Consider the following 20,986-nt stretch of genomic DNA (forward strand, 5'->3'; position numbering starts at 1 on the left):
TAAATATTAAGGTAAATATTATGAAAATCACTGTTGTTTGTGGAAATGGTTTAGGCACAAGTTTGATGATGGAAATGAGCATCAAAAATATTTTGAAAGACTTACAAGTAAGTGCTGATGTAGATCACGTCGATTTAGGCTCAGCAAAAGGAACTGTAAGCGATATTTTTGTAGGAACAACTGACATTGCAGAGCAATTGGTTGCCCAACAAGTCGGTGGCGAAATCGTAGCGCTCGATAACATGATTGACAAAGTCGCGATGAAAGAACGCCTGTCTGTTGCTTTACAAAAACTTGGTGCAATGTAAGCGGAGGCACTATGTCATTTTTTCGTTTTCTGATGCAGGATGTTTTATCTGAACCTGCTATTTTAGTCGGTTTAATCGCCCTTATCGGTTTAATAGCGCAGAAAAAACCGGTGACTGAATGTATTAAAGGCACCATTAAAACCATCATGGGTTTTGTCATTTTAGGTGCAGGTGCTGGTCTAGTCGTAAGCTCATTAGGTGATTTTTCAGCTATTTTCCAACATGCATTTGGTATAAATGGTGTTGTACCGAATAACGAAGCAATTGTTTCCATTGCACAAAAAAGCTTCGGCCGTGAAATGGCAATGATTATGTTCTTTGCGATGTTAATCAATATTTTGATTGCTCGTTTGACGCCTTGGAAATTCATTTTCTTAACCGGTCATCATACCCTATTCATGTCAATGATGATTGCAGTGATCTTAGCTACAGCAGGAATGGAAGGAACCTTACTGGTTACTGTAGGCTCACTGATTGTTGGTTTCTGTATGGTCTTTTTCCCAGCAATCGCTCACCCCTACATGAAAAAAGTCACGGGCTCAGATGATGTTGCAATCGGCCATTTCTCGACAATTTCTTATGTATTGGCCGGCTTTATTGGTAGCAAATTCGGTAATAAAGAACACTCTACCGAAGATATGAATGTACCAAAAAGCTTATTATTCCTACGTGATACTCCAGTCGCCATTTCATTTACCATGTTCATTATCTTCATTATTACTTGCTTATTTGCAGGTGGTGATTTTGTACGTGAAGTCAGTGGCGGTAAAAATTGGTTCATGTTCTCATTGATGCAATCTATTACATTCGCTGCGGGCGTCTATATTATTCTGCAAGGTGTGCGTATGGTTATTGCCGAGATAGTTCCTGCATTTAAAGGGATTTCTGACAAATTAGTACCAAATGCAAAACCCGCTTTAGACTGCCCAGTAGTATTCCCATATGCCCCAAATGCTGTATTAGTAGGCTTTTTAAGTAGTTTTGCAGCAGGTGTTTTAGGCATGTTTGTATTGTATGCATTAAACATGACCGTCATTATTCCTGGTGTTGTCCCACATTTCTTCGTCGGTGCAGCCGCTGGGGTATTCGGTAACGCAACAGGCGGCCGTCGCGGGGCTATTTTAGGTGCGTTTGCTCAAGGCTTGTTGATTACTTTCTTACCTGTATTCCTATTACCTGTTCTGGGTGATATTGGTATTGCTAACACTACATTCAGTGATGCTGACTTTGGTGCAATCGGAATTTTATTAGGTATTATTGTTCGTTAAAACACATAAACTCCCCAATATTGTTATACTATTGGGGAGTCATTGATTAATCCAGAAACATTAAGCATCACAGCAACTCCTTGATTACGATATAGCACAACTATCAAATAACTATCACAAAAATACAAATTAGAGCTACCACCTTAGCGATAAAGCCTGACTTTAATGCCTATAGGTTCAAAGCATATATATGCTCACCATCAATAATCTCACCAGTAAAGCTGAACCCATGACTGCAATATATTTTTTTAGCAATCATATTTTCCTCATCTAACCCAAGAGAGATTCTTCGTATTCCTAAGCTATTTAAATACACCAAAATTGCAGAAAAAGACTGTTTTCCTAAACCTTTACCAAGGTATTTATAATCCAACATAAAACGACAAATAAAAGCATGAGTTGGCTGTTCATCAACTATTTTGTACATAAAAAAGCCAATTAATTTATCATCCCAATAAAGTGCTTTGGGGATATATTCCGGATAATAGTGAGACTCCGCTATTGAGTATGCATTGCAACATACGTGCTCTTCTAATACGGTAGCAATACCATTTTTATTTGATGTAAGTTCACATACATCCCAAAAATTGAGTTTTGTTATTTCTTCAATATGAACCATAGATATTTTACCTAATTTTTAATACCGCTAAATACCGGTTAATTTCTGTTGTTAAATAATCGGGGAAGCTTATTAGACAACAAGTCGTTGGTCGATTTCGCGTCAATTGTGCTCAGTAAAATAAAAAACCAGCCCTAAATGAATAGAGCTGGTTTCAATAATATAATTTTTGTTAATCAGTGTTGATTATTGGCTATTTCGCATATCCATAATCATTTTACCGTCATAATCTGCGCCAACAACAATGTTAGGCACTTCACCTTTATATTTATGTGCTTTAATTTGTTCAATTTCTAACTGTTTCCAGTTAATCATTTCACGGGTGATTGTGCGTTGTAATATCGCATTAGCCTCTGCTTCCTTCTGAGCCGCATATAATTTTGCATCAGCCTCTTGACGCATCGCAAAAGAACTTGCTTGCGCATTACGTTCCCTCGCTATCGCTTGCTGTTCCGCTGATTCCCTTTCAGCTTCAGCAATCACCACTTTTTTCTGTGCTAACTCACGCTCTTTTTCGGCTTCTGCTTTCGCTTGGTTGATCTGCTCTTGGCGCATTTTAGTGTTGACCACTTGTTCCTGAACAACTTCTGGTAGAGTAATATCTTGGATCATGATTTCTTTTATTGTATACCCATATGGGGATGCATACCCTTGAATTGCATCACGGATAGACTCTTGAAGCTTCCTTTGTGTATCAGCCGTATACAGGTCTTGTGCATTAGCGACGTCTTTACCAAATTCGAGAATGGTTGAAATAAGCTTTTGGCGTACATATTTATCCAATGCCTCACTTTCAGTACCACCATTAATACGCAATACTGGTGCTTTAGCACCATCAAACTGTAGCATTACAGTAATATCGACAATCGATTTTAGCTTATCCTGTGAAGGCACTCTTAATTCCTTTAATGAAACACGAATGTCTTTCGTCGAATATGTATCGAAAGTAGTAAATGGGTTAATAGGGAAATGCAAACCTGCATCATAAGCGACAGGGTCTACTTTACCTAGAAATGTTCCCACTTTAACAGAACCGTCTTGCACAATTGTATATGAATTAATACCAATAATACCGATTACAAATAGCAATACTGCACCAACAACCAATTTAACCATTGATTTAAATTGCATGAGTTAATCCCTATCTAACAATATTAGTCATTATAATAAACCGACTATTGTCACTACTTATCGGACAACTACAAGTCTAATATTCCTAAAGTTAAAGGCTAACCCATCTATCCAACAAGATAAAACAGCTCAAATTACAGTCAATTAAAAATTGAATGCAAAAAAATCACAATTACATGTTATACAATGCATTATTATATATTTATTATTTAATAGTTTTTATATTTATCAGATTACCCCAGTGATGGCGAATGATAATTTTCAATGAAACTCAATTAATTTATTTGTTTTTTCTTCATCTACCTCTCTTTTCTCATCGATAGTATACCAATTAATAGCTTCTTTTATTAATGCTTCTGTTGCATCAATAAAATCCTCAGGGTTATTTTTTGAAAGCTCTTCTAATATTAAAGGAATTTCAGTGCAACCCATTACAAACTTATCAATACCACGTGATTTTAGTTGGCTAATATAAGGATAGAGCAACTCTCTTGCTTTAGCTAAATCACCCGATTTATATAAAATAATACTCTGCATTATTTTATATTGATTAACCTCATCGGGAACAATACATTCAATATTGTTCACATTTAGTTTTTCTTGATATAATTTAGTATGAATGGTTGCTGTCGTCGCCAATAGTGCTACCTTTTTAACATTATCCTCAATTATTTTTTTACATGCTGCATCAATAATGCTGATAAAATTAATATTAATTTCTTTCTTTAAGTCCTCATACCAATAATGCGCCGTATTACATGGCATAATAATGCAAGATACACCTGCACTTTCAAGTATTTTAAGTGAGTGTATCATTGCTGGTAATGGTGATGGCCCATTATAAATAATATTTTCTGTTCTATCTGGAATATCAGGCAATGACACAATAATAATAGGAATATGTTCTTGGTCCTTACTTGCATGTGTATTATTGATTAATTTAATAAAAGCATCCGCGGTTGCTCCTGGTCCCATTCCCCCTAACATACCTAATATTTTTTTCATAAGCCCTCCATCAAATTAATGATATCATGACATATTGTTAGCATTAGGTAATTGCAGAGTTTCTATAAGTCATGCTAAATTTGCATAGTAGATTAATAACTAAAAACCATTAGAGGACACAATGATCAGTAATCTTGAAATTAAATGGTTGCACGATATTGTTGTACTAGAAGAATGTAGAAGTTTTACGTTAGCTGCAGAAAAAAGAAATATATCACAGTCTTCTTTCAGCCGAAGAATTCAATCAATTGAATCATCGGTTGGCTTTGAAATATTTGATAGAAATACCAACCCATTACAACTTACCACACAAGGAAAAAGCTTTATTGTTTATGCCAGAAATTTACTTGATGACATTTATTTTCAAATAAACCGAATTAAAGGTATAGATAATGACAAGCAAAAAATTAATATTTCGGCTGCGCATTCACTTTCAGTATTTTTACTTCCTGACTTTATTTCACAATTTTCAAAAAATGTAGATAAGATTTTTTTTGTAGAGTCAATAAATGTTGATGAAGCAGTACATAAACTCAAAGAAGGGCAAAGTGATTTTATATTATCATTTTATAACGAAGAGTTAATGTCATCACCATTCTTACACACGAAAATACTAGAAAGCCGGCTACATCTTGTCTCTCCCTGCGACGAAAAAAAACGCCCTATTTTCAATATTGATAGCTCAACATTGCCTTTAATGAAGTATACAGATGAAAGCTATATGGGGAGGCAAGTCAACCAATTAATCAATAAATCAGATAACCTTCCCTTTGAACTTTCTTTTGTTTCATCTATGAGCGATGTATTAAAACGCATGATACTAACAGGTAGCGGCGTTGGTTGGTTACCTGATTACTCAATTAAAAATGAACTTGAAAAAAATGAATTAGCTATTTTAGACCCAAAATTATCAGTCACTATGGGGGTTTATATCTATCGAACCGAAGCTAGGTTAAATATCTCATCAGAACGCTTTTGGCAGTTTATGAGAAACCAAACTGCGCAATAACTACCAATGCTTAAAGAAATAGCCCTTCTGATAAGAAGGGCGTTAACTAGATAATAGTGACCATCACTATAAAGTTGTGGGTGTTTTTTCGCTCATCACTATTTCAGACTCCTCATTTACACGCCCTTTTCTCTCTTCTAAACGAGATATAACCGCGGTAGAGATACTGTTACCAACAACATTTGTTGCCGTTCTTCCCATATCAAGAAATTGATCGATGGCAAGTAATAGTAAAATCCCAGCTTCAGGTAAACTAAACATAGGTAATGTCGCGGCAACAACCACAATAGATGCCCTTGCTACACCAGCCATACCTTTACTCGTTACCATTAAGGTTAACAAAATAAGTATTTGCTCTGTGATACTCAAGTCAATCCCATAGGCATTCGCAATAAACAATACGGCAAAAGACTGGTACATCATTGAACCATCAAGGTTGAAGGAATAACCAAGAGGCAATACAAAACTTGTCACTTTTTTAGGGACACCATACTGATTTAAAGCTTCCATTGTTTTTGGATAAGCTGATTCACTACTTGCAGTTGCGAAAGCGAGAGCGACAGGCTCACGAATTAATTTCCCCAAACTAAAGACAGATTTTCCTAAGAAAACATAGCCAGCAAAGAAAAGTACTGCCCACAATACCGCTAAAGCAATATAGAAAAGCCCAATTAATTTCCCATAGTCATAAAGTAAACCTAAACCTTCAACCGTCACGGCTGAAGCAATTGCAGCGAATACCGCAATCGGTGCAAAGCTCATCACATAATCGGTAATACGGAACATGATGCGAGATAAGTCTTCAATTAAAGTCACTATGGGGCTTTTTTTGTCTTTACAAATAAATGCAAGACCAGAGCCAAAAAAGATTGAGAAAACTAATATCTGTAAAATTTCATTGTTCGCCATTGCTTCCGCAAAGCTTTTAGGGAAAATATGTGTGATGAAAGCTTTCAGAGTAAACCCTGATGTATTTAAACCACTATCTACCGCAGCCGCTGGAACTGTTAAATTTAAACCTACACCTAGTTGGAATACATTGACAAAAACCATTCCAATTAATAATGAAATTACAGCTGCTGAAATAAACCATACCATCGCTTTAATTGTAATACTACCAACAGAAGAAGAGCCTCCCATTGATACAATCCCTGACACGATTGTTGCAAATACAAGTGGTGCAATAATCATTTTTATTAAACGTAAAAAAACATCAGTAATAATATTCATATAAGATGCGATATTTTTTGCTTCTTCTACTGATGCGGCATAATTATGAAACCCCCATCCTAATATAATACCTAGAATAATAGCTATCATAATTTGTTTCATGAGTTTGTGTCTGTTCATTCGTACCCCTATTTTATTTATTTAAAGTCATAGTTATCACCTATAACCTTTTATTGGATGCGACTCTTGAGCCTGAAATCGATAGTTACATTTTTTTAACTTAAAGAGAAATGCAAATGGGCGAAATACCATGCAAAAAATGCATAAGACAATAATTTAATTTAACACACTGAGATATAAGGCTTTAAATAGAATAGACCTTACAATAAACCTAACATTATATTTTAAAAATTATCCTTTTTATTTAAAAAATTTATTTTATTTCAATGTTGATAAAAATAATTCTGTATTAGATTAAATACTGTTTGAATAAAAATAAGTTTAAAGACCGCTATCTACTTAACTAAAGCAAGTATGACTTATATAATGTTTGATACTTCTGATCCTTTCTTGTGGTCCTTTCTTCTACTGCATTTATTCATCTGGAAATTAGCCATAAAATAGAAGTGGTAATGCTAATTATTATAGTCAGTGAACAGTTAAATTTAGCAACGCTTATTATCTCACCTATTCAACTCCTCCTTTAAAATACGACTTTTATCCCGCTAAATTTGAACCAAGAAATGTTAGCTAATATGCCATCAATAAGCTTATGTGCATGATTGCAGTCATTAAATAGTCAACATGATCGATTTCAATCAAAGTATCGGTGCACTCCATACGCCCTATTTCTGAAGTTATCTCACTATATTTAACGATAAAAAGGCTGTTTATGAGTGAAAATGATACTTCTCCACTAAAAATCATTAATGAGATCTAGGTCACGGCTGTTTTATTTTGATTGAATATAATCATTATGACTAAAATAAATCATGGCGGAGAAAACCATGCAAATAAAAAAATCGATAGAACGTATACCTGGCGGCATGATGGTTGTGCCATTAGTCATCGGTGCTCTGATCAATACCTTTGCACCCCAGTCTCTCGAAATAGGAGGCTTTACCACTTCACTATTTAAAAATGGCGCTCCCGCACTGATAGGGGCGTTTTTACTGTGCATGGGGGCAGGCATTAGCTTCAAAGCAGCCCCTCAAGCCCTATTACAAGGCGGTACAATCACATTAACAAAATTAATTGTCGCTATCGCTCTCGGGCTCGGTGTCGATTACCTGTTTGGTATGGACGGCATCTTTGGTTTAACTGGCGTTGCAATTATTGCTGCTATGAGTAATTCAAATGGTGGCTTATACGCTGCGTTAGTGGGGGAATTTGGTAACAAACGGGATGTCGGTGCTATCTCAATTTTATCTCTCAATGATGGCCCTTTCTTTACCATGATCGCATTAGGTGCCGCAGGGATGGCAAATATTCCTTTAATGGCCTTAGTTGCAGTTCTCGTCCCACTGATTGTTGGTATGATTTTAGGTAACTTAGATCCGCATATGCGTGACTTCCTGACAAAAGGCGGGCCAATATTAATCCCTTTCTTTGCTTTCGCATTAGGTGCAGGGATCAACTTAGAAATGCTATTACAAGGGGGCTTAGCGGGAATTTTATTAGGTGCCCTCACCACATTTGTTGGAGGTTGGTTCAATATCAGAGCTGACCGTTTAGTTGGCGGCTCAGGTATTGCTGGCGCAGCCGCATCAAGTACCGCTGGCAATGCCGTTGCAACGCCACTGGCAATCGCCCAAGCAGACCCATCCCTTGAAGCAATTGCGCTATCTGCAGCCCCATTGATTGCAGCCTCGGTGATCACAACGGCCATTTTAACCCCAGTTCTGACGTCTTGGGTCGCTAAACGTCAACAAACTAAACAGCCTCAAGCTGCCGAAGAGTGAGGAATTAGTCATGAAACTACTCGTTATTGCGGACGATTTTACAGGCGCCAATGATACTGGCGTCCAGTTTGCAAAAAAACAGGCTCGAACTGAGATATTACTCGATAGCACACAAAAACATTCGTGGTTTGCTGATGTCGTGGTGCTCAACACCGAAAGCCGTGCACTAAATGCAGAAACTGCCTCGGATAATCTCCGAGGTAGCTTAAAACCCTTTTTATCACAAACTGAAAAGCCTTTAATTTATAAGAAAATTGACTCAACATTCCGCGGTAATATCGGCATAGAAATTGAAACGGTTATGTCTGAAGCCAATCTTAAACTCGCTATTGTTGCCGCAGCTATTCCTGCTGCTGGACGAGTAACCTTAAACGGTGAGTGCTTAGTTAATGGAAAGCCACTGATAGAAACTGAGTTCGCATCTGACCCAAAAACACCCGTAGTTTCATCACGTATACAAACGATAATTCATCAGCAAACTGCTCTTCCCGTGATCGAGATCTCTTTAGAACAAATACGTTCAGGGCAGTTCGCAACATGGCTACAAACACAAGCGCCTACACAAGCAACTATTATTGTTACCGATGCCGAAAATGAGCGTGATTTAACCTTAATCGCTGAGGCCGTTTCCTCATTAGTTGAACCTTGCCTATTAGTCGGAGCCGCTGGGTTTGCAAATGCCTTACCTGAAGATAATTTTATGAGTAAAAGGCGAGGATTACCGCTATTTATCGTTGCAGGCTCCATGAGTAGCGCGACCATTGAGCAAGTAAATTATGCACAAACACACTGTAATGCCAGCGTCATTGATATTGATGTAACACAGATCCTTGCATCCAATACACAAAATGACTACATGGCTGCACTCATTAAAGAAGTTAGTCATACATTAAACCAACAAAAACACACCATCATACGTAGTAGTCGAGATGTGCAAGATAGGCATCATATTGATGAGCTATGCATAACCTATGGCATGACGCGTAATGAATTGGGAAAAACAATCAGCGACTTTATTAGTTTGCTGACATTAAACACGCTGTCTGTTGCCAGCATCGGGGGACTTTTTTTAACTGGTGGTGATATCGCTATTGCGGTTGCCAATACTTTGGGAGCAAAAGGTTATCGAATCCAATCTGAGGTTATGCCATGTATACCTTGTGGCACCTTTATTGATAGTGAAATCGATGACTTGCCCGTCATAACAAAAGCGGGAGGGTTTGGCCAAATAACCACTTTATGCGAAGCCATCAAATATATTGAGGAAATTTATTGTGAAAAATAATGTCGTTGCTATTACTATGGGTGACCCTGCGGGAATTGGCCCTGAGATTATCGTTAAATCCCTTGCCGAAGGTGAATTAGCAGGAGCTCCCGCTGTTGTTATTGGTTGTGCAGCAACAATGCAACGTTTAATTACATCGGGTTTGGTTCCTCAAGTAAAACTTAATATCATAAACAATATCAATGAAGCCCAGTTTTCGGCCGATACTATCAATATCATTGATGAACCTTTAGCTGCCCCTGATGAACTTGTCGCGGGCAAAGTTCAAGCACAAGCCGGTGACTTAGCATTTCGCTGTATCAAACGAGCAACTGAGCTTGCGCTGGCTGGTGACGTTAAAGCAATTGCTACTGCGCCATTAAATAAAGAAGCTTTGCACCTTGCAGGGCATAATTATCCTGGGCATACCGAACTCCTTGCCCAGCTAACGAATACTAAAGATTATGCCATGGTGCTTTACACTGAAAAATTAAAAGTCATTCATGTCACAACCCATATCGCATTACGAAAATTTTTAGACACATTAAACAGCGAACGTGTTGTTACTGTGACTCGCATTGCATCGGATTTTTTAAAACGAGTTGGCATTGAAAAACCACGTATTGCTATTGCAGGGGTTAATCCCCATGCTGGAGAAAACGGTTTATTTGGTGACGAAGAAATCGTATATTTACAACCTGCTATAGAACAGGTAAGGTCTGAAGGCATCGATGCGTATGGTCCTTGTCCCCCAGACACTGTATTTTTACAAGCTTATCAAGGGCAGTACGATATGGTTGTTGCAATGTACCATGACCAAGGCCATATCCCATTAAAATTATTAGGTTTTTATGATGGTGTTAATATCACTGCTGGCCTTCCATTCTTACGCACATCTGCGGATCATGGAACCGCATTTGATATTGCTTGGACAGGCAAAGCAAACCCTGAAAGCATGGCTATTTCCCTTAAACTTGCAATGAATGTAGTGTAATCAATGAGCACAATGGATAGATTGGATTTAATACTTGAGTACCTTAAACAGCATAACCTTGTGACTGTTGATGAGCTTGTACAAGCATTATCTGTTTCTGCGGCCACTATCCGGCGTGATTTAATTAAACTAGATGAAACTGGGGTTATATCTCGCACTCATGGTGGGGTAACGCTAAATCGTTTTATTCCAGTGCAACCCACGACTGTCGAAAAAAACCAACGTAACCTAAGAGAAAAGCGGGCTATTGCAAAAGCAGCAGCCCGTTTAATTGAACCGGGAAACACTGTCCTTCTTGATGCTGGGACTACTATGCTTGAGCTAGCTCGCGAACTAACGCATATGCCGCTGCGCGTTGTGACCGCCGACCTTCACATTGCCCTTTTCCTTTGCGAGTTTAAACAGATAGAAGTAACCATTATTGGTGGGCGTATTGATGATAGCAGCCAATCCTGCATCGGTGAGCATGGACGAAGCCTTCTTCGTAGTATCTACCCGGACATTGCATTTATTAGTTGCAACTCTTGGAGCTTGAGTAAAGGGATCACGACACCAACTGAAGAAAAAGCAGGTCTAAAACGTGATCTTATTAAAAATGCAACACAATCTGTTATGTTAGCGGATAGCAGCAAGTACGGGAAATGGTCATTATTTCGCGTTGCCCAAATGGATGAACTGACTCATATTATTACAGACAATCACCTTCCTCCCGATGTTCAACAGCAATTTAGTCACTCTTGTAGCGCTAAACTATTACTGGTCCCCAGTAATTAATCTGTTAAGCAGCCTATACAACCATCACTCCTCTTCGTCGGCGAATAAGTATATACTCACTTAAAATTAGTATAAAAATATGACTAAAAGCCCGACTAATAAAAGATTCATAAAAATATTTTTAATATTGTATTTATCTAATAACGGAACTTACGAGGAATTATCCATGAGTGCACTAAGACTGGCTTATCCGACATTATCCCCTGATGCCTATAAAGGGCTTATTGATTGTAAAAATGCACTCAATAAAAGTGGATTAGGCAAAGAACTTGTTGAACTTGTTTACTTAAGGGTTTCTCAAATCAATGGCTGCGCTTTTTGCCTAGATATGCATGCCAATTCCTTACGCTCTTCGGGGGTTAGCAATAAAAAAATTGACACGCTAGCAGGTTGGCAAGTTAGCCATCATTTCGACCCGGAAGAACGAGCCGCATTAGCTTGGACTGAAGCGGTTGTGAATATCGCCACAAGTGGTACATCGGATGAGCTATTTGAAACACTAAAAACCCATTTTACCGATGTACAAATTTCAGACCTTACTATAGCCATTGGGTTAATGAGTGCATTTAATCGCATAGCAATCGCACTAAGGCAATAATTAATAACAATCAGCCAGTTTGCCATCGATTACTGATCACAAACTGGTATTTTAGTTTTATCTAATAATTTATAAGGGGCTATTTTTCTTCATCTCGTAATGTCAGTACTTCATAACCGTCTTTAGTCACTAATACTGTATGCTCTGATTGCGCTGATAATTTTTTGTCTCGAGTCACTACCGTCCAACCATCTTTTTTGGTTTTAATTTTCATTCCACCTTGGTTAATCATCGGTTCTATCGTAAATGTCATGCCTTCTTTTAATTCAATTCCTTTACCGCGTACACCATAATGCAGCACTTGTGGATCTTCATGCATTTCACGCCCAATCCCATGTCCGCAATATTCCCTAACGACACTATACCCATGAGACTCCGCATAATGTTGGATTGCTGAACCAATATCACCCAATGTGGCACCTGGTTTAACTTGTTTAATTCCTTCCCACATCGCAGCATAAGTATCTTTAACTAGCTTACGTGCTAAAGGGGAGGCTTCTGGCATAACATACATTTTGCTAGAATCAGCAATAAAGCCATTTTTTTCTAATGTGATATCAACATTAATAATATCTTTTGCTTTTACTATTTCATCTGTTTTAGGAACGCCGTGGCAAACAACTTCATTCAATGAAGTATTCAAAACATACTGGTAACCATATTGCCCTTTACTTGCAGGACGTGCCTGCAATTCATTAACAATGTAACTCTCAACTTTGTCGTTAATTTCCATCGTCGAAATACCCGGAACCATAATAGAATCGAGCATCTTAAATACGCTAGCTAAGAGCCTTCCTGACTCACGCATGAGTTCAATTTCATCTGCTGTTTTAATTTTAATGTTATTCATGAACTTTTCCTTTTGATTCAATAGACTCTTTTTCTAGCATTTCGCTGATTAGCATAGTAAATGTTTTATGCGGATTTAATTCAGCTTGCATACCAACTTTGATCCAAAACTCTGCCTGTGAGTTAATTGAACGAGACATTACTTGGCTTGCATGACGTAAATAATCATGTAATTCATCTGAAATTTTAACAATCCCCAAAATACCCTCACAATACAAAATAGATACAAACCATATACGGATCATATAACATTGAATTAACCGATAAAAGAGCGATAACGGTCAATAGCACAAACCGCATGAAAATTTTTGATTGCGTATTGAGTAAGTTATTGAGATTGAATACTTCATCAAAGTATTTGCCTAATTAACATGCTAACCTTAGTTTTAGAGGCATATTTTATTCTATAATTAGCTATGTCTATTTTATCGGTTTACCGCTCTATTTTTGTAAAAATAAAGCTTAATGGTTGCATGTTCACAAGATGATAGCTGGAGAAAAAATGTACACTAAAATCTTAGTCCCCATTGATATTACAGAAAAAAGCTTAGCTCATTTAGTCATGCCTCATATTCAGCACCTATCTGAGTATGAAAAATCGCAAGTTCATTTTTTAGCGGTTATCCCTACCATTCCCTTTTATACAACAATGGGTTTTGGTTTTGCAGAAAAAGCAGATAGCGAACAAGAGAGCGTAACCAAAAAACTAGCAGAGATTATTAAAGAATTTAAAATTCCCGCTGATAAATATAGTGCACAAGTTCTGATGGGTACCCCAAGGGATGAAATCTTACGAGTTGCAGAAGAAATTAATGCAGATTTAATTGTTATCGGCTCACGTCGACCAAGTATGTCCACTTATTTCTTGGGGTCGACCGCCTCAATGGTTATTCAAAACTCTAAAGTTTCTGTTCTCACAGTACGATAAAACCCTTATCAAAAATAATAAAATGCGGCTCCAGCCAAGTTAGCTTACGTTTAATCATTTATCCTAAATATATTTAAAATAAACCTAGTTAACTTATAATCAATACAAATAAAACTTTATCTTTTTACTTAAGGGATTTAATGAAAAAGTATCTACTCGGGGTCAGTATTACTATAAATGTTATTTTAGCTATTGCTTTAATTACTACTATTATGATGTTTTTCAACATAAAAAGTAAAATTAATACCATGGTTGAACAGATAAAATCAGGGGAATATATTGAGCTGGTTAAGCAAAACTCACAACAACTCTTACCTGATTCACTAAAAGAACTGAGCACCATAGAAATCACTGACAACCCATGTGGGTATTTCTACCAAAAAGTTGACAGTACAGTAGAATATTTAAACAACAACCCTGACATAATTGGCGCTGAAACTTATGCAAGCCAGCTAACAAGCCTAAAAGGTGCAATCGATAAAACACCATCAGTTTTAAAAGAGAAAGCCTGTAGAAAAGGCATTTCAAGCTTCAATTACATAATTGAATCAATACAATCAGAAAAATAATAAGCTTAACCCGCTATATTTCTTTCATGATCTAACCAATTAATAAAGGCTATTAAATTATCTATAAATTGGTTAGTATCAGCTGAAGGATGTAAACTCTGAGTAAAAAAATAATCTAATCGACTTTTTTGCTCAGGGTATCTACCCGTAAATTTTTGCATATAATCCTTTAAACTACTTGGCCAATCCCGGTCAGTATCTAACCTTAATACATCTGTTGAACGTATTAATTTCCTTGCAGCCGCTCTTTGTAATAACTTTAATTCATCGAAATTATTGCAATTTTTTATTTTCTGTATATAGCCATTTAGCACCTCAACAAAATCACCATTCACCTCTTCAGCAATCTGCCGTGAAGGCATAAAAGGATTAAATTGGGTAGACAAATCCGCCCCGTAAATACAACGGCATTGGTGCTTTATCCAATACCCCCAGCTATATAAATTATCTTTATCAATAACTTCAGAGTATAAACCTATATCAAAATCTATTTTACTAACGTTGCTGTACTGAGTGACTAATTGTAGTTGCATTTCAGTTAGCCCAGCATTCTCTTGTACAGTCGCTGGTTGCAATAAAATGACACAAAGGTCGAGATCCGATTGCTGAGGCGTTGCGCTTCCCCTCGCAACGCTTCCATATACATAAACACTATGTAATTTCGTTTTGAATAGCCAAGCGAGTTGCTCCACTGTTTCAGTAATTATTTCCTGAAATTCCGATTGGATTGGAACCTCTTCTAGCATTGGAATATAACCATTAAGATTTAACGTCATCATTTAGCTCATTATCCAGAACCAAAGTCTCAACTTGAACTAACCACTCATAATAACCAATAACTTCTCGAGCATTTAACCAGCGCGACAGCATATCTAACATTAACATGACGCTCACTTCTTGTTTTTCTTTTTGGCTATGATTATTAGGTAAGTAGTGTATCCGCTGTGCATAGCTTCCTGTTGGTGTTGATAGCGCTACATTTAAGTATTGGTCATGATAATCACCAATTGCGAGCCCAATCTGTACGGATTGTTGAGCTGCATTATCTTTGGCTTGTTGCAATAGGCTTATTAAGCTTTGTTCCGACTGCGGAACAATAACTTGACCATGATGCACTAAGATATTAGCCGCATGTAATGTCCAATTTAATAAACCTGCGCTAAATTGTTCACTCAGCGCTATTTGGAGCCCCCTATCTTGTAATTGTTTAGCAATTTTCTGAGCAAAACCTTCCGTCCCCTCAAAAATCATATTATCGCCAACACCTTGTTTAATCGTATGCCAGCATTTCTCCATTTGTTGGCGTCGTGATGCAGGCCCTGTCAGTTTTAATTCAATAATTGGCATTGATGAACGATATCCAAGCACACAATCATCCGGTAAAGAGATACTATCAAACTGTTTTGCCAAACTACTTTCGCTACGCCCAAAACTAGTTAAACGCAAACAAACTGGCGGTTCCGGTAATATAAATTTCTCACGTATTTGAGGTAAGATTTGTTCAGTAATCATGACCTTAAATTCTGAAGGAACCCCAGGCGTGAAAAAAAGCACACAATCATTTAGTTTTAATGAAAAACCACAAGCAGTTCCAACGGGGTTATCAATTAATTCTGCATTTTCAGGTAATAATGCCTGCTTGCGATTCGTTTCAGGCATGACTCGCCCTCTCGCAATAAAATAGTTTTCCATAACCGTAACCCACTGTGAGTGTTCTACCAGAGGAACTCCCACAGCTTTAGCCGCTGCTAATGCACTTAAATCATCGCTTGTTGGGCCGAGCCCTCCATTAACAATCAGAATGTCTGCATGTAAGCTGCGTTCAAGAAAAGTAGAGATTAAACTCTCTAAATCATCCCCAACTGTCGTTCTGCTAGATAAAGGAAGCCCTTGCTGAAAGAAATAATCCGCCAACCAAGCCGCATTTGTATCGATTATTTGCCCATGTAAAACTTCATCGCCGGTACTTAACATTTCAACAACTAACATCCATGACTCCCTTTTTTACAAAATCACTTAACTTCATTAAATTACCTTATAATCGTCCTGACTAAAATCAGTTATTTAAAAATGTTCAAATAAACGATAAAAACAAATACTGGGCTTATAACTAAAAATGAATAAATTAAGATAATTCTCACAACACGCCGTTATAAAAAGGCTATAGTCATATAGTTATTTGAATCAATTATTTTTTTACAGCAAATAATAGGGTTTATATGTTAATGCTAAATCGTTTTAAATCAGTTGTATTATGTTCTCTAGTTTTATTTATCTCAGGGTGCCAACTCGCTACTTCCTCAAAATCAGAATCCAAATTTTCATCCTTAGATGAACTTAAAAATATTGAATTTCCGTCCACAAAAGCACCAAAAGGTATTTCGGATGGGCCATTTGGAATGGAATATGATAATGGTAAACCAGAATTCAAAACATGGATAAAAAAAGGATGTTTCGACAAATACATCAAAACCTATTATGAAAATGGGAATCCAGAATCTGACATTCAACTTAAAGATTGTTTAGTCAACGGAACTATACGTAATTATCATAAGAATGGGCGTATTGATCTTGAGATGACGGTAAACAAAGGTAAATTATCAGGTCCATTTACAATTTTCCATGATACCGCAAGCAATAAACCTAATATTACAGGTACATTTAATAATGGTGTACTCGTAGGTACGGTAACAGAATTTGATGAAAACGGTACAGTCACTGGCAGAGCCGTCATTCGAAATGGCGAAGTTTTTATAGAACAATAATCACTTAGCTTATTTTTTGAAGAAACTAATCTGATTGTTTATTTTATATAAGCGATCAGATTTACACCTTCCACAATTATCGTTACTATCCTCACTATAACCACTCTATAAAACAACCTAAAAACCTGATTATGATAGATCCAATTTCTGTAATACTTAATCGTGCAGATTATATGAAATTCAGTCGTTATAGCCATAAAAACCATTATTTCACTAAAGATAAAACCAATAATTTACCTTTTTTAGTTTTAGTCATGATTTTTGTCGTTGCCTGTGTTTTCACTTTTCGGTATTTTAATGCAACCTTACCAATTATATTCACTTCATTTTTACTAGCAGTACTGCTGTTTATCACTTTTGCATTACGTCTTGTTCAGGTCCTAAATAAAGCAATTCCTGATGATAATGTTTTTTTATTTACTGAACGAGAATATTGTATTGATGAAGAAGGTATATATGAGAAAAGTATCCATGGAACTTCTTTAATAAAATGGAGTGCTATACAATTTATTAGAACCGATGGTGGTTTATTATATCTGTACTTGGATAGAATCTACGCAATTATTATCCCCGCTCGTAGTTTCGCATCAGAACAAGCCAGCCAACAATTCATCCAATATGTGAAAAGTAAAATAGATTAATAGATAATATAAAACCCGCATTGATAAATGCGGGTTTTAATCACAGCTTTTATGATATTAAAGCAATTAAATGAGTTCTTTTACTTCAAAGTTAACTTCACCGCTTAAATCAGCATCATAATCAACACCATCTAAGCCGAAACCAAATAAGCGTAAAAATTCAGCTTTATACCCTTGGTAATCTGTTAATTCATTGATGTTATTATCATTAAGCTGCTGCCAAATTTCGCGACATGTACTTTGTACATCATCACGCAGCTCCCAATCATCTAAGCGCAAACGGTGCTTTTCATCTGTTTCAGGTGACGTGCCTGTAAACAATTTAGTTGCGAATAAACGTTGGATTTGTTCGATGCAGCCTTCATGTATCCCCTGCTCTTTCATGATCTTAAATACAATTGAGATATAAAGAGGCATCACAGGAATAGCTGAAGACGCTTGAGTAACGACAGATTTTAATACTGCGACGTACGCAGCCCCACCCTTCGCTTGCAATTTTTGGTTGATTGCATACGCAGCGCGGTCTAAATCTTCTTTAGCTTTACCTAACGTCCCATGCCAGTATATTGGCCAAGTCAAATCTGTACCGATATAAGAATAAGCCACAGACTGTGCATTGTCTGCCAGAACACCGGCTTCATCTAATGCGTTCATCCACAGTTCCCAGTCTTGCCCGCCCATCACCTTAACGGTATCAGCAATTTCTTGTTCATTTGCAGGTTCAACAACGGCTTCAATCAGCACATCTTTGTTGGTATCCAACGCAACTGATTTATACGGTTCACCGATAGGTTTTAACGCAGAACGTACCACTTCACCTGTCTCTGGCATTTTACGAACGGGTGATGCAAGTGAATAAACAACAAGGTCAATTTGGCCTAAATCTTGTTTGATTAAATCAATGACGGTTTGACGGCATTCATTCGAGAAGGCATCACCATTGATGTTTTTTGCATATAGCCCCTCTTCTTTTGCTGCTTTATCAAAACCGGCTGAGTTATACCAACCTGCAGAGCCTGTCTTACTTTCACTGCCTGGTTTTTCAAAAAAAACGCCGATAGTAGCCGCACCGCTGCCAAATGCAGCATTGATACGAGATGCTAGACCATAACCGGTGGATGCCCCAATAACTAGAACTTTTTTAGGGCCATTTTTCAGCTCGCCGCGTGATTTCACGTAGGCTATTTGCTCACGTACATTGGCTTCACAGCCTGCTGGATGAGCTGTAGTACAGATAAAACCACGAATTTTAGGTTTGATAATCATAATAATTTTTTCTTGGTAGCTAACAATCAGGTTCTAATATACCTGATATTATCCATTTACTTAAGACAGAGTGAGCATAAACATAGTGAACAGACCAGTTTATTTCTCATTTTGCCAATAATGTGTCTATTTTAAGTCGTTCAAAGCTTCAAGAACACGCCTCAGTGAATCCAGTTCTCTCTCAAGCTCACTGGCTTTTCCTCTAGGATAATAATCATATCCCCTTGTTGCTCCTGAATAACTGTCATAACATTTATCACCCAGCTTATGGATTTTTTTCTTTATTTTATAAATTTTATGTTTATTACCATGAGATACAGCACTACGAAACTCTTTCTCTAATTTTATCAGTTTTTTCTCACAACTATAATAACTAGAACCCGCTTGTGACGATAAGGGTATCAACATGACAAATAATGTAAGTAATACGGCTTTTTTCATTATATTTTCTCAGTCTACTTAATAAAATATTTATCATTAGTCCATCACCTAATGATATTTTCATCTACAAGACTTTTCTTAGTTGGAAAACGATCGCAATTTATGTAAAAAATCCGGAAAATAACGCACTTTATATACCCATCAGATTAAGGAGTATTTCACTATGCCCCCAGAACAATTTCATGAACTGATTTGGGAAACTCTGCAGCAAATAAATAAAAAAGATTTTCACGTCGTTGCGGCACATTCACCGACTGAGGAAGCAATTCGTGATTTAGAGAATGTAACAGGCATTACGCTACCCGAAGATTTTTTGCGCTTTTCGCAACGTACTAATGGGCTATGTGTCTTAGCTCAAGAAGACGCTTGGCCAGAAGCAAAGCTGTTTGATGTTGGCCCTGCGTGGACATTTCATCGTGGTTTAGTCATTTTAGGCATCGAAACTGAAGAACTACCTGAGTGGGCAAGTATTAAAACTGCTTATAACAGTCTAAGGGAAATTTATGAGGTTACTGATGTCTTACCATTATTAAAAATCATTGGGGACGGCAACCATTACTGGGGAATTAAACAAGATGGTAGCTATGTTGAAGTCTTCGATGGGGAAGCAACTTCTTTAGAATGTCATTTCACTGATATCTACCACGCGGAGATTGAGTCACTTATTCAAAGGCAGAAAGATATGAGCGAGCTGATTAAAAAACGCAAAAGCAAATAAATCTAAGAAGTTGCGTACTTGCTTAGAAGCCGCCTATTGCGGCTTATTTGGAATTAAACTATGAATAACCATAACTGAATAAATAATGTCCTTTTTGTCTTGTATCTTTCTGAAATGGGAGTTACTCACAATCCCGACCATAATTCGCATATCACCTTGTTCATATACTCGCTTAAATGGTGTCGTTTCATCATCTGAGATTTTATCTAAGAAAAACACGTCTCGCTTATAACGTTCAATGGTTTGTTTTGGCAAGCCATATGATTCAAACATTCTCTGGTTAATTTCATCATATTCATTAAGGATCACCATCTGGTCACGACTAGCATTTCCCTGTGCTGAAATTAACATCAATGTATTATTTTCCCGTGAAAATATTAATAGAAAGGGTTTATTATAAAATTCAGGAGAACCTACAACAGAGCATAGCGCCCCGCCTTCTTGAAACCCAGTGCACTGGGTTTCTTTTAACCGTAATTTTTTTAAATCACTTGGTTGTAGCCCCCACTGAAAACCATAAGGGGCACTCTGTTTATTTGTCATGCAACCAGAGGTTAATACAACCAAAATAGAAATCAAAATTCCCTTTATCATTGCTTGTAGCATCCTAATTAAATTACCTCATTGGATACTAACAAAAGTAGTCGATTAATCAAAAGGTAACCTTCCTTTTATCAAATAAAATAACCTCGCATAATAAAGGTAATT

The 20,986-nt window shown here is 37.1% G+C and carries 24 protein-coding genes; 13 read left to right on the plus strand and 11 right to left on the minus strand.

All coding sequences use genetic code 11. The features are described 5' to 3' along the window. Window positions 1–20 precede the first annotated feature (20 nt). Complete coding sequence (locus ABE954_RS13170; protein WP_042844135.1) at window positions 21–308, plus strand: PTS sugar transporter subunit IIB; 288 nt, start codon at window positions 21–23, stop codon at window positions 306–308. 11 nt (window positions 309–319) lie between these two features. Continuing rightward, entirely contained in the window at window positions 320–1,576 is a 1,257-nt protein-coding gene (locus tag ABE954_RS13175) for a PTS ascorbate transporter subunit IIC (protein WP_036958647.1), read from the plus strand. 169 nt (window positions 1,577–1,745) lie between these two features. Here ABE954_RS13175 and ABE954_RS13180 read toward each other — a convergent pair whose 3' ends face one another. The 3 genes from ABE954_RS13180 to ABE954_RS13190 all read right to left on the minus strand — a co-directional run bounded on the left by ABE954_RS13180 (window position 1,746) and on the right by ABE954_RS13190 (window position 4,331). Then, complete coding sequence (locus ABE954_RS13180) at window positions 1,746–2,195, minus strand: GNAT family N-acetyltransferase (protein ID WP_166687136.1); 450 nt, start codon at window positions 2,193–2,195, stop codon at window positions 1,746–1,748. A 186-nt stretch (window positions 2,196–2,381) separates the two neighbouring features. Next, window positions 2,382–3,326, minus strand: coding sequence for an SPFH domain-containing protein (locus ABE954_RS13185; protein ID WP_042844138.1), 945 nt, complete (start codon window positions 3,324–3,326; stop codon window positions 2,382–2,384). A 261-nt stretch (window positions 3,327–3,587) separates the two neighbouring features. Continuing rightward, window positions 3,588–4,331 (minus strand): aspartate/glutamate racemase family protein, encoded by a 744-nt coding sequence (locus ABE954_RS13190; RefSeq protein ID WP_071548005.1) that lies wholly within the window; start codon window positions 4,329–4,331, stop codon window positions 3,588–3,590. A gap of 121 nt (window positions 4,332–4,452) precedes the next feature. Between ABE954_RS13190 and ABE954_RS13195 the strand changes: the two genes are divergently transcribed. Then, entirely contained in the window at window positions 4,453–5,340 is an 888-nt protein-coding gene (locus ABE954_RS13195; protein WP_042844140.1) for a LysR substrate-binding domain-containing protein, read from the plus strand. 66 nt (window positions 5,341–5,406) lie between these two features. Here the strand turns inward: ABE954_RS13195 and ABE954_RS13200 are convergent, their stop codons facing one another. Continuing rightward, window positions 5,407–6,690 carry a dicarboxylate/amino acid:cation symporter gene (locus ABE954_RS13200; RefSeq protein WP_042844141.1) on the minus strand — a complete coding sequence of 428 codons (1,284 nt, stop codon included), beginning with the start codon at window positions 6,688–6,690 and terminating at the stop codon, window positions 5,407–5,409. An 827-nt stretch (window positions 6,691–7,517) separates the two neighbouring features. Here ABE954_RS13200 and ABE954_RS13205 point away from each other — a divergent pair. From ABE954_RS13205 to ABE954_RS13225, 5 genes are all read left to right on the plus strand, one after another. Beyond that, on the plus strand, window positions 7,518–8,471 hold the full coding sequence (locus ABE954_RS13205; protein ID WP_129465816.1) for a 2-keto-3-deoxygluconate permease 1: 954 nt from the start codon (window positions 7,518–7,520) through the stop codon (window positions 8,469–8,471). 10 nt (window positions 8,472–8,481) lie between these two features. Then, window positions 8,482–9,756 (plus strand): four-carbon acid sugar kinase family protein, encoded by a 1,275-nt coding sequence (locus ABE954_RS13210; RefSeq protein ID WP_042844144.1) that lies wholly within the window; start codon window positions 8,482–8,484, stop codon window positions 9,754–9,756. Window positions 9,757–9,772: 16 nt separating this feature from the next. Then, window positions 9,773–10,729: a D-threonate 4-phosphate dehydrogenase gene (locus tag ABE954_RS13215; RefSeq protein WP_042844362.1), complete on the plus strand. Its 957-nt coding sequence runs from the start codon at window positions 9,773–9,775 to the stop codon at window positions 10,727–10,729. Window positions 10,730–10,732: 3 nt separating this feature from the next. Continuing rightward, window positions 10,733–11,503, plus strand: coding sequence for a DeoR/GlpR family DNA-binding transcription regulator (locus tag ABE954_RS13220; protein ID WP_042844145.1), 771 nt, complete (start codon window positions 10,733–10,735; stop codon window positions 11,501–11,503). Between the two features lie 166 nt (window positions 11,504–11,669). Beyond that, on the plus strand, window positions 11,670–12,101 hold the full coding sequence (locus tag ABE954_RS13225) for a carboxymuconolactone decarboxylase family protein (RefSeq protein WP_264402847.1): 432 nt from the start codon (window positions 11,670–11,672) through the stop codon (window positions 12,099–12,101). Between the two features lie 79 nt (window positions 12,102–12,180). Here ABE954_RS13225 and map read toward each other — a convergent pair whose 3' ends face one another. Together map and ABE954_RS13235 are read right to left on the minus strand one after the other, a co-directional pair. Next, the gene (gene map, locus ABE954_RS13230) at window positions 12,181–12,951 is read right to left on the minus strand and encodes a type I methionyl aminopeptidase (protein ID WP_042844148.1); all 771 of its coding nucleotides are present in this window, start codon (window positions 12,949–12,951) and stop codon (window positions 12,181–12,183) included. Further along, window positions 12,944–13,150, minus strand: a complete 207-nt coding sequence (locus tag ABE954_RS13235; protein ID WP_048606948.1) for a ParD-like family protein — start codon at window positions 13,148–13,150, stop codon at window positions 12,944–12,946. Before ABE954_RS13235 ends, map begins: the two co-directional genes overlap by 8 nt. 302 nt (window positions 13,151–13,452) lie before the next feature. Between ABE954_RS13235 and ABE954_RS13240 the strand changes: the two genes are divergently transcribed. Together ABE954_RS13240 and ABE954_RS13245 are read left to right on the plus strand one after the other, a co-directional pair. Then, entirely contained in the window at window positions 13,453–13,878 is a 426-nt protein-coding gene (locus ABE954_RS13240) for a universal stress protein (RefSeq protein ID WP_042844149.1), read from the plus strand. A gap of 140 nt (window positions 13,879–14,018) precedes the next feature. Continuing rightward, entirely contained in the window at window positions 14,019–14,447 is a 429-nt protein-coding gene (locus ABE954_RS13245; protein WP_048606946.1) for a hypothetical protein, read from the plus strand. Window positions 14,448–14,452: 5 nt separating this feature from the next. Here ABE954_RS13245 and ABE954_RS13250 read toward each other — a convergent pair whose 3' ends face one another. Beyond that, a complete protein-coding gene (locus tag ABE954_RS13250; protein WP_206227325.1) occupies window positions 14,453–15,226 on the minus strand; it encodes a nucleotidyltransferase domain-containing protein in 774 nt (257 codons plus the stop codon). Further along, window positions 15,207–16,436 carry a nicotinamide mononucleotide deamidase-related protein YfaY gene (locus tag ABE954_RS13255; RefSeq protein WP_166687133.1) on the minus strand — a complete coding sequence of 410 codons (1,230 nt, stop codon included), beginning with the start codon at window positions 16,434–16,436 and terminating at the stop codon, window positions 15,207–15,209. Before ABE954_RS13255 ends, ABE954_RS13250 begins: the two co-directional genes overlap by 20 nt. A 236-nt stretch (window positions 16,437–16,672) precedes the next feature. Here ABE954_RS13255 and ABE954_RS13260 point away from each other — a divergent pair, with 236 nt between their 5' ends. Beyond that, window positions 16,673–17,212, plus strand: coding sequence for a toxin-antitoxin system YwqK family antitoxin (locus ABE954_RS13260; protein ID WP_225832896.1), 540 nt, complete (start codon window positions 16,673–16,675; stop codon window positions 17,210–17,212). Window positions 17,213–17,343: 131 nt separating this feature from the next. Then, a complete protein-coding gene (locus ABE954_RS13265) occupies window positions 17,344–17,853 on the plus strand; it encodes a YcxB family protein (protein WP_371025482.1) in 510 nt (169 codons plus the stop codon). A 66-nt stretch (window positions 17,854–17,919) separates the two neighbouring features. On the opposite strand, the gene fabV is transcribed toward ABE954_RS13265, so the two are convergent. Both fabV and ABE954_RS13275 read right to left on the minus strand, forming a co-directional pair. Continuing rightward, window positions 17,920–19,119 (minus strand): enoyl-ACP reductase FabV, encoded by a 1,200-nt coding sequence (gene fabV / locus ABE954_RS13270; RefSeq protein WP_371025483.1) that lies wholly within the window; start codon window positions 19,117–19,119, stop codon window positions 17,920–17,922. A 126-nt stretch (window positions 19,120–19,245) separates the two neighbouring features. After that, the gene (locus ABE954_RS13275) at window positions 19,246–19,560 is read right to left on the minus strand and encodes a DUF1090 family protein (RefSeq protein WP_048606937.1); all 315 of its coding nucleotides are present in this window, start codon (window positions 19,558–19,560) and stop codon (window positions 19,246–19,248) included. Between the two features lie 163 nt (window positions 19,561–19,723). Here ABE954_RS13275 and ABE954_RS13280 point away from each other — a divergent pair, with 163 nt between their 5' ends. Then, window positions 19,724–20,278 carry an SMI1/KNR4 family protein gene (locus tag ABE954_RS13280; RefSeq protein WP_042844158.1) on the plus strand — a complete coding sequence of 185 codons (555 nt, stop codon included), beginning with the start codon at window positions 19,724–19,726 and terminating at the stop codon, window positions 20,276–20,278. A 33-nt stretch (window positions 20,279–20,311) separates the two neighbouring features. Here ABE954_RS13280 and ABE954_RS13285 read toward each other — a convergent pair whose 3' ends face one another. Continuing rightward, window positions 20,312–20,872: a hypothetical protein gene (locus tag ABE954_RS13285; RefSeq protein WP_339871217.1), complete on the minus strand. Its 561-nt coding sequence runs from the start codon at window positions 20,870–20,872 to the stop codon at window positions 20,312–20,314. Between the last annotated feature and the right edge of the window lie 114 nt (window positions 20,873–20,986).

Origin of the sequence: Providencia sp. TYF-12, from assembly GCF_041344805.1 — a bacterium.
Taxonomy (GTDB): domain Bacteria; phylum Pseudomonadota; class Gammaproteobacteria; order Enterobacterales; family Enterobacteriaceae; genus Providencia; species Providencia huashanensis.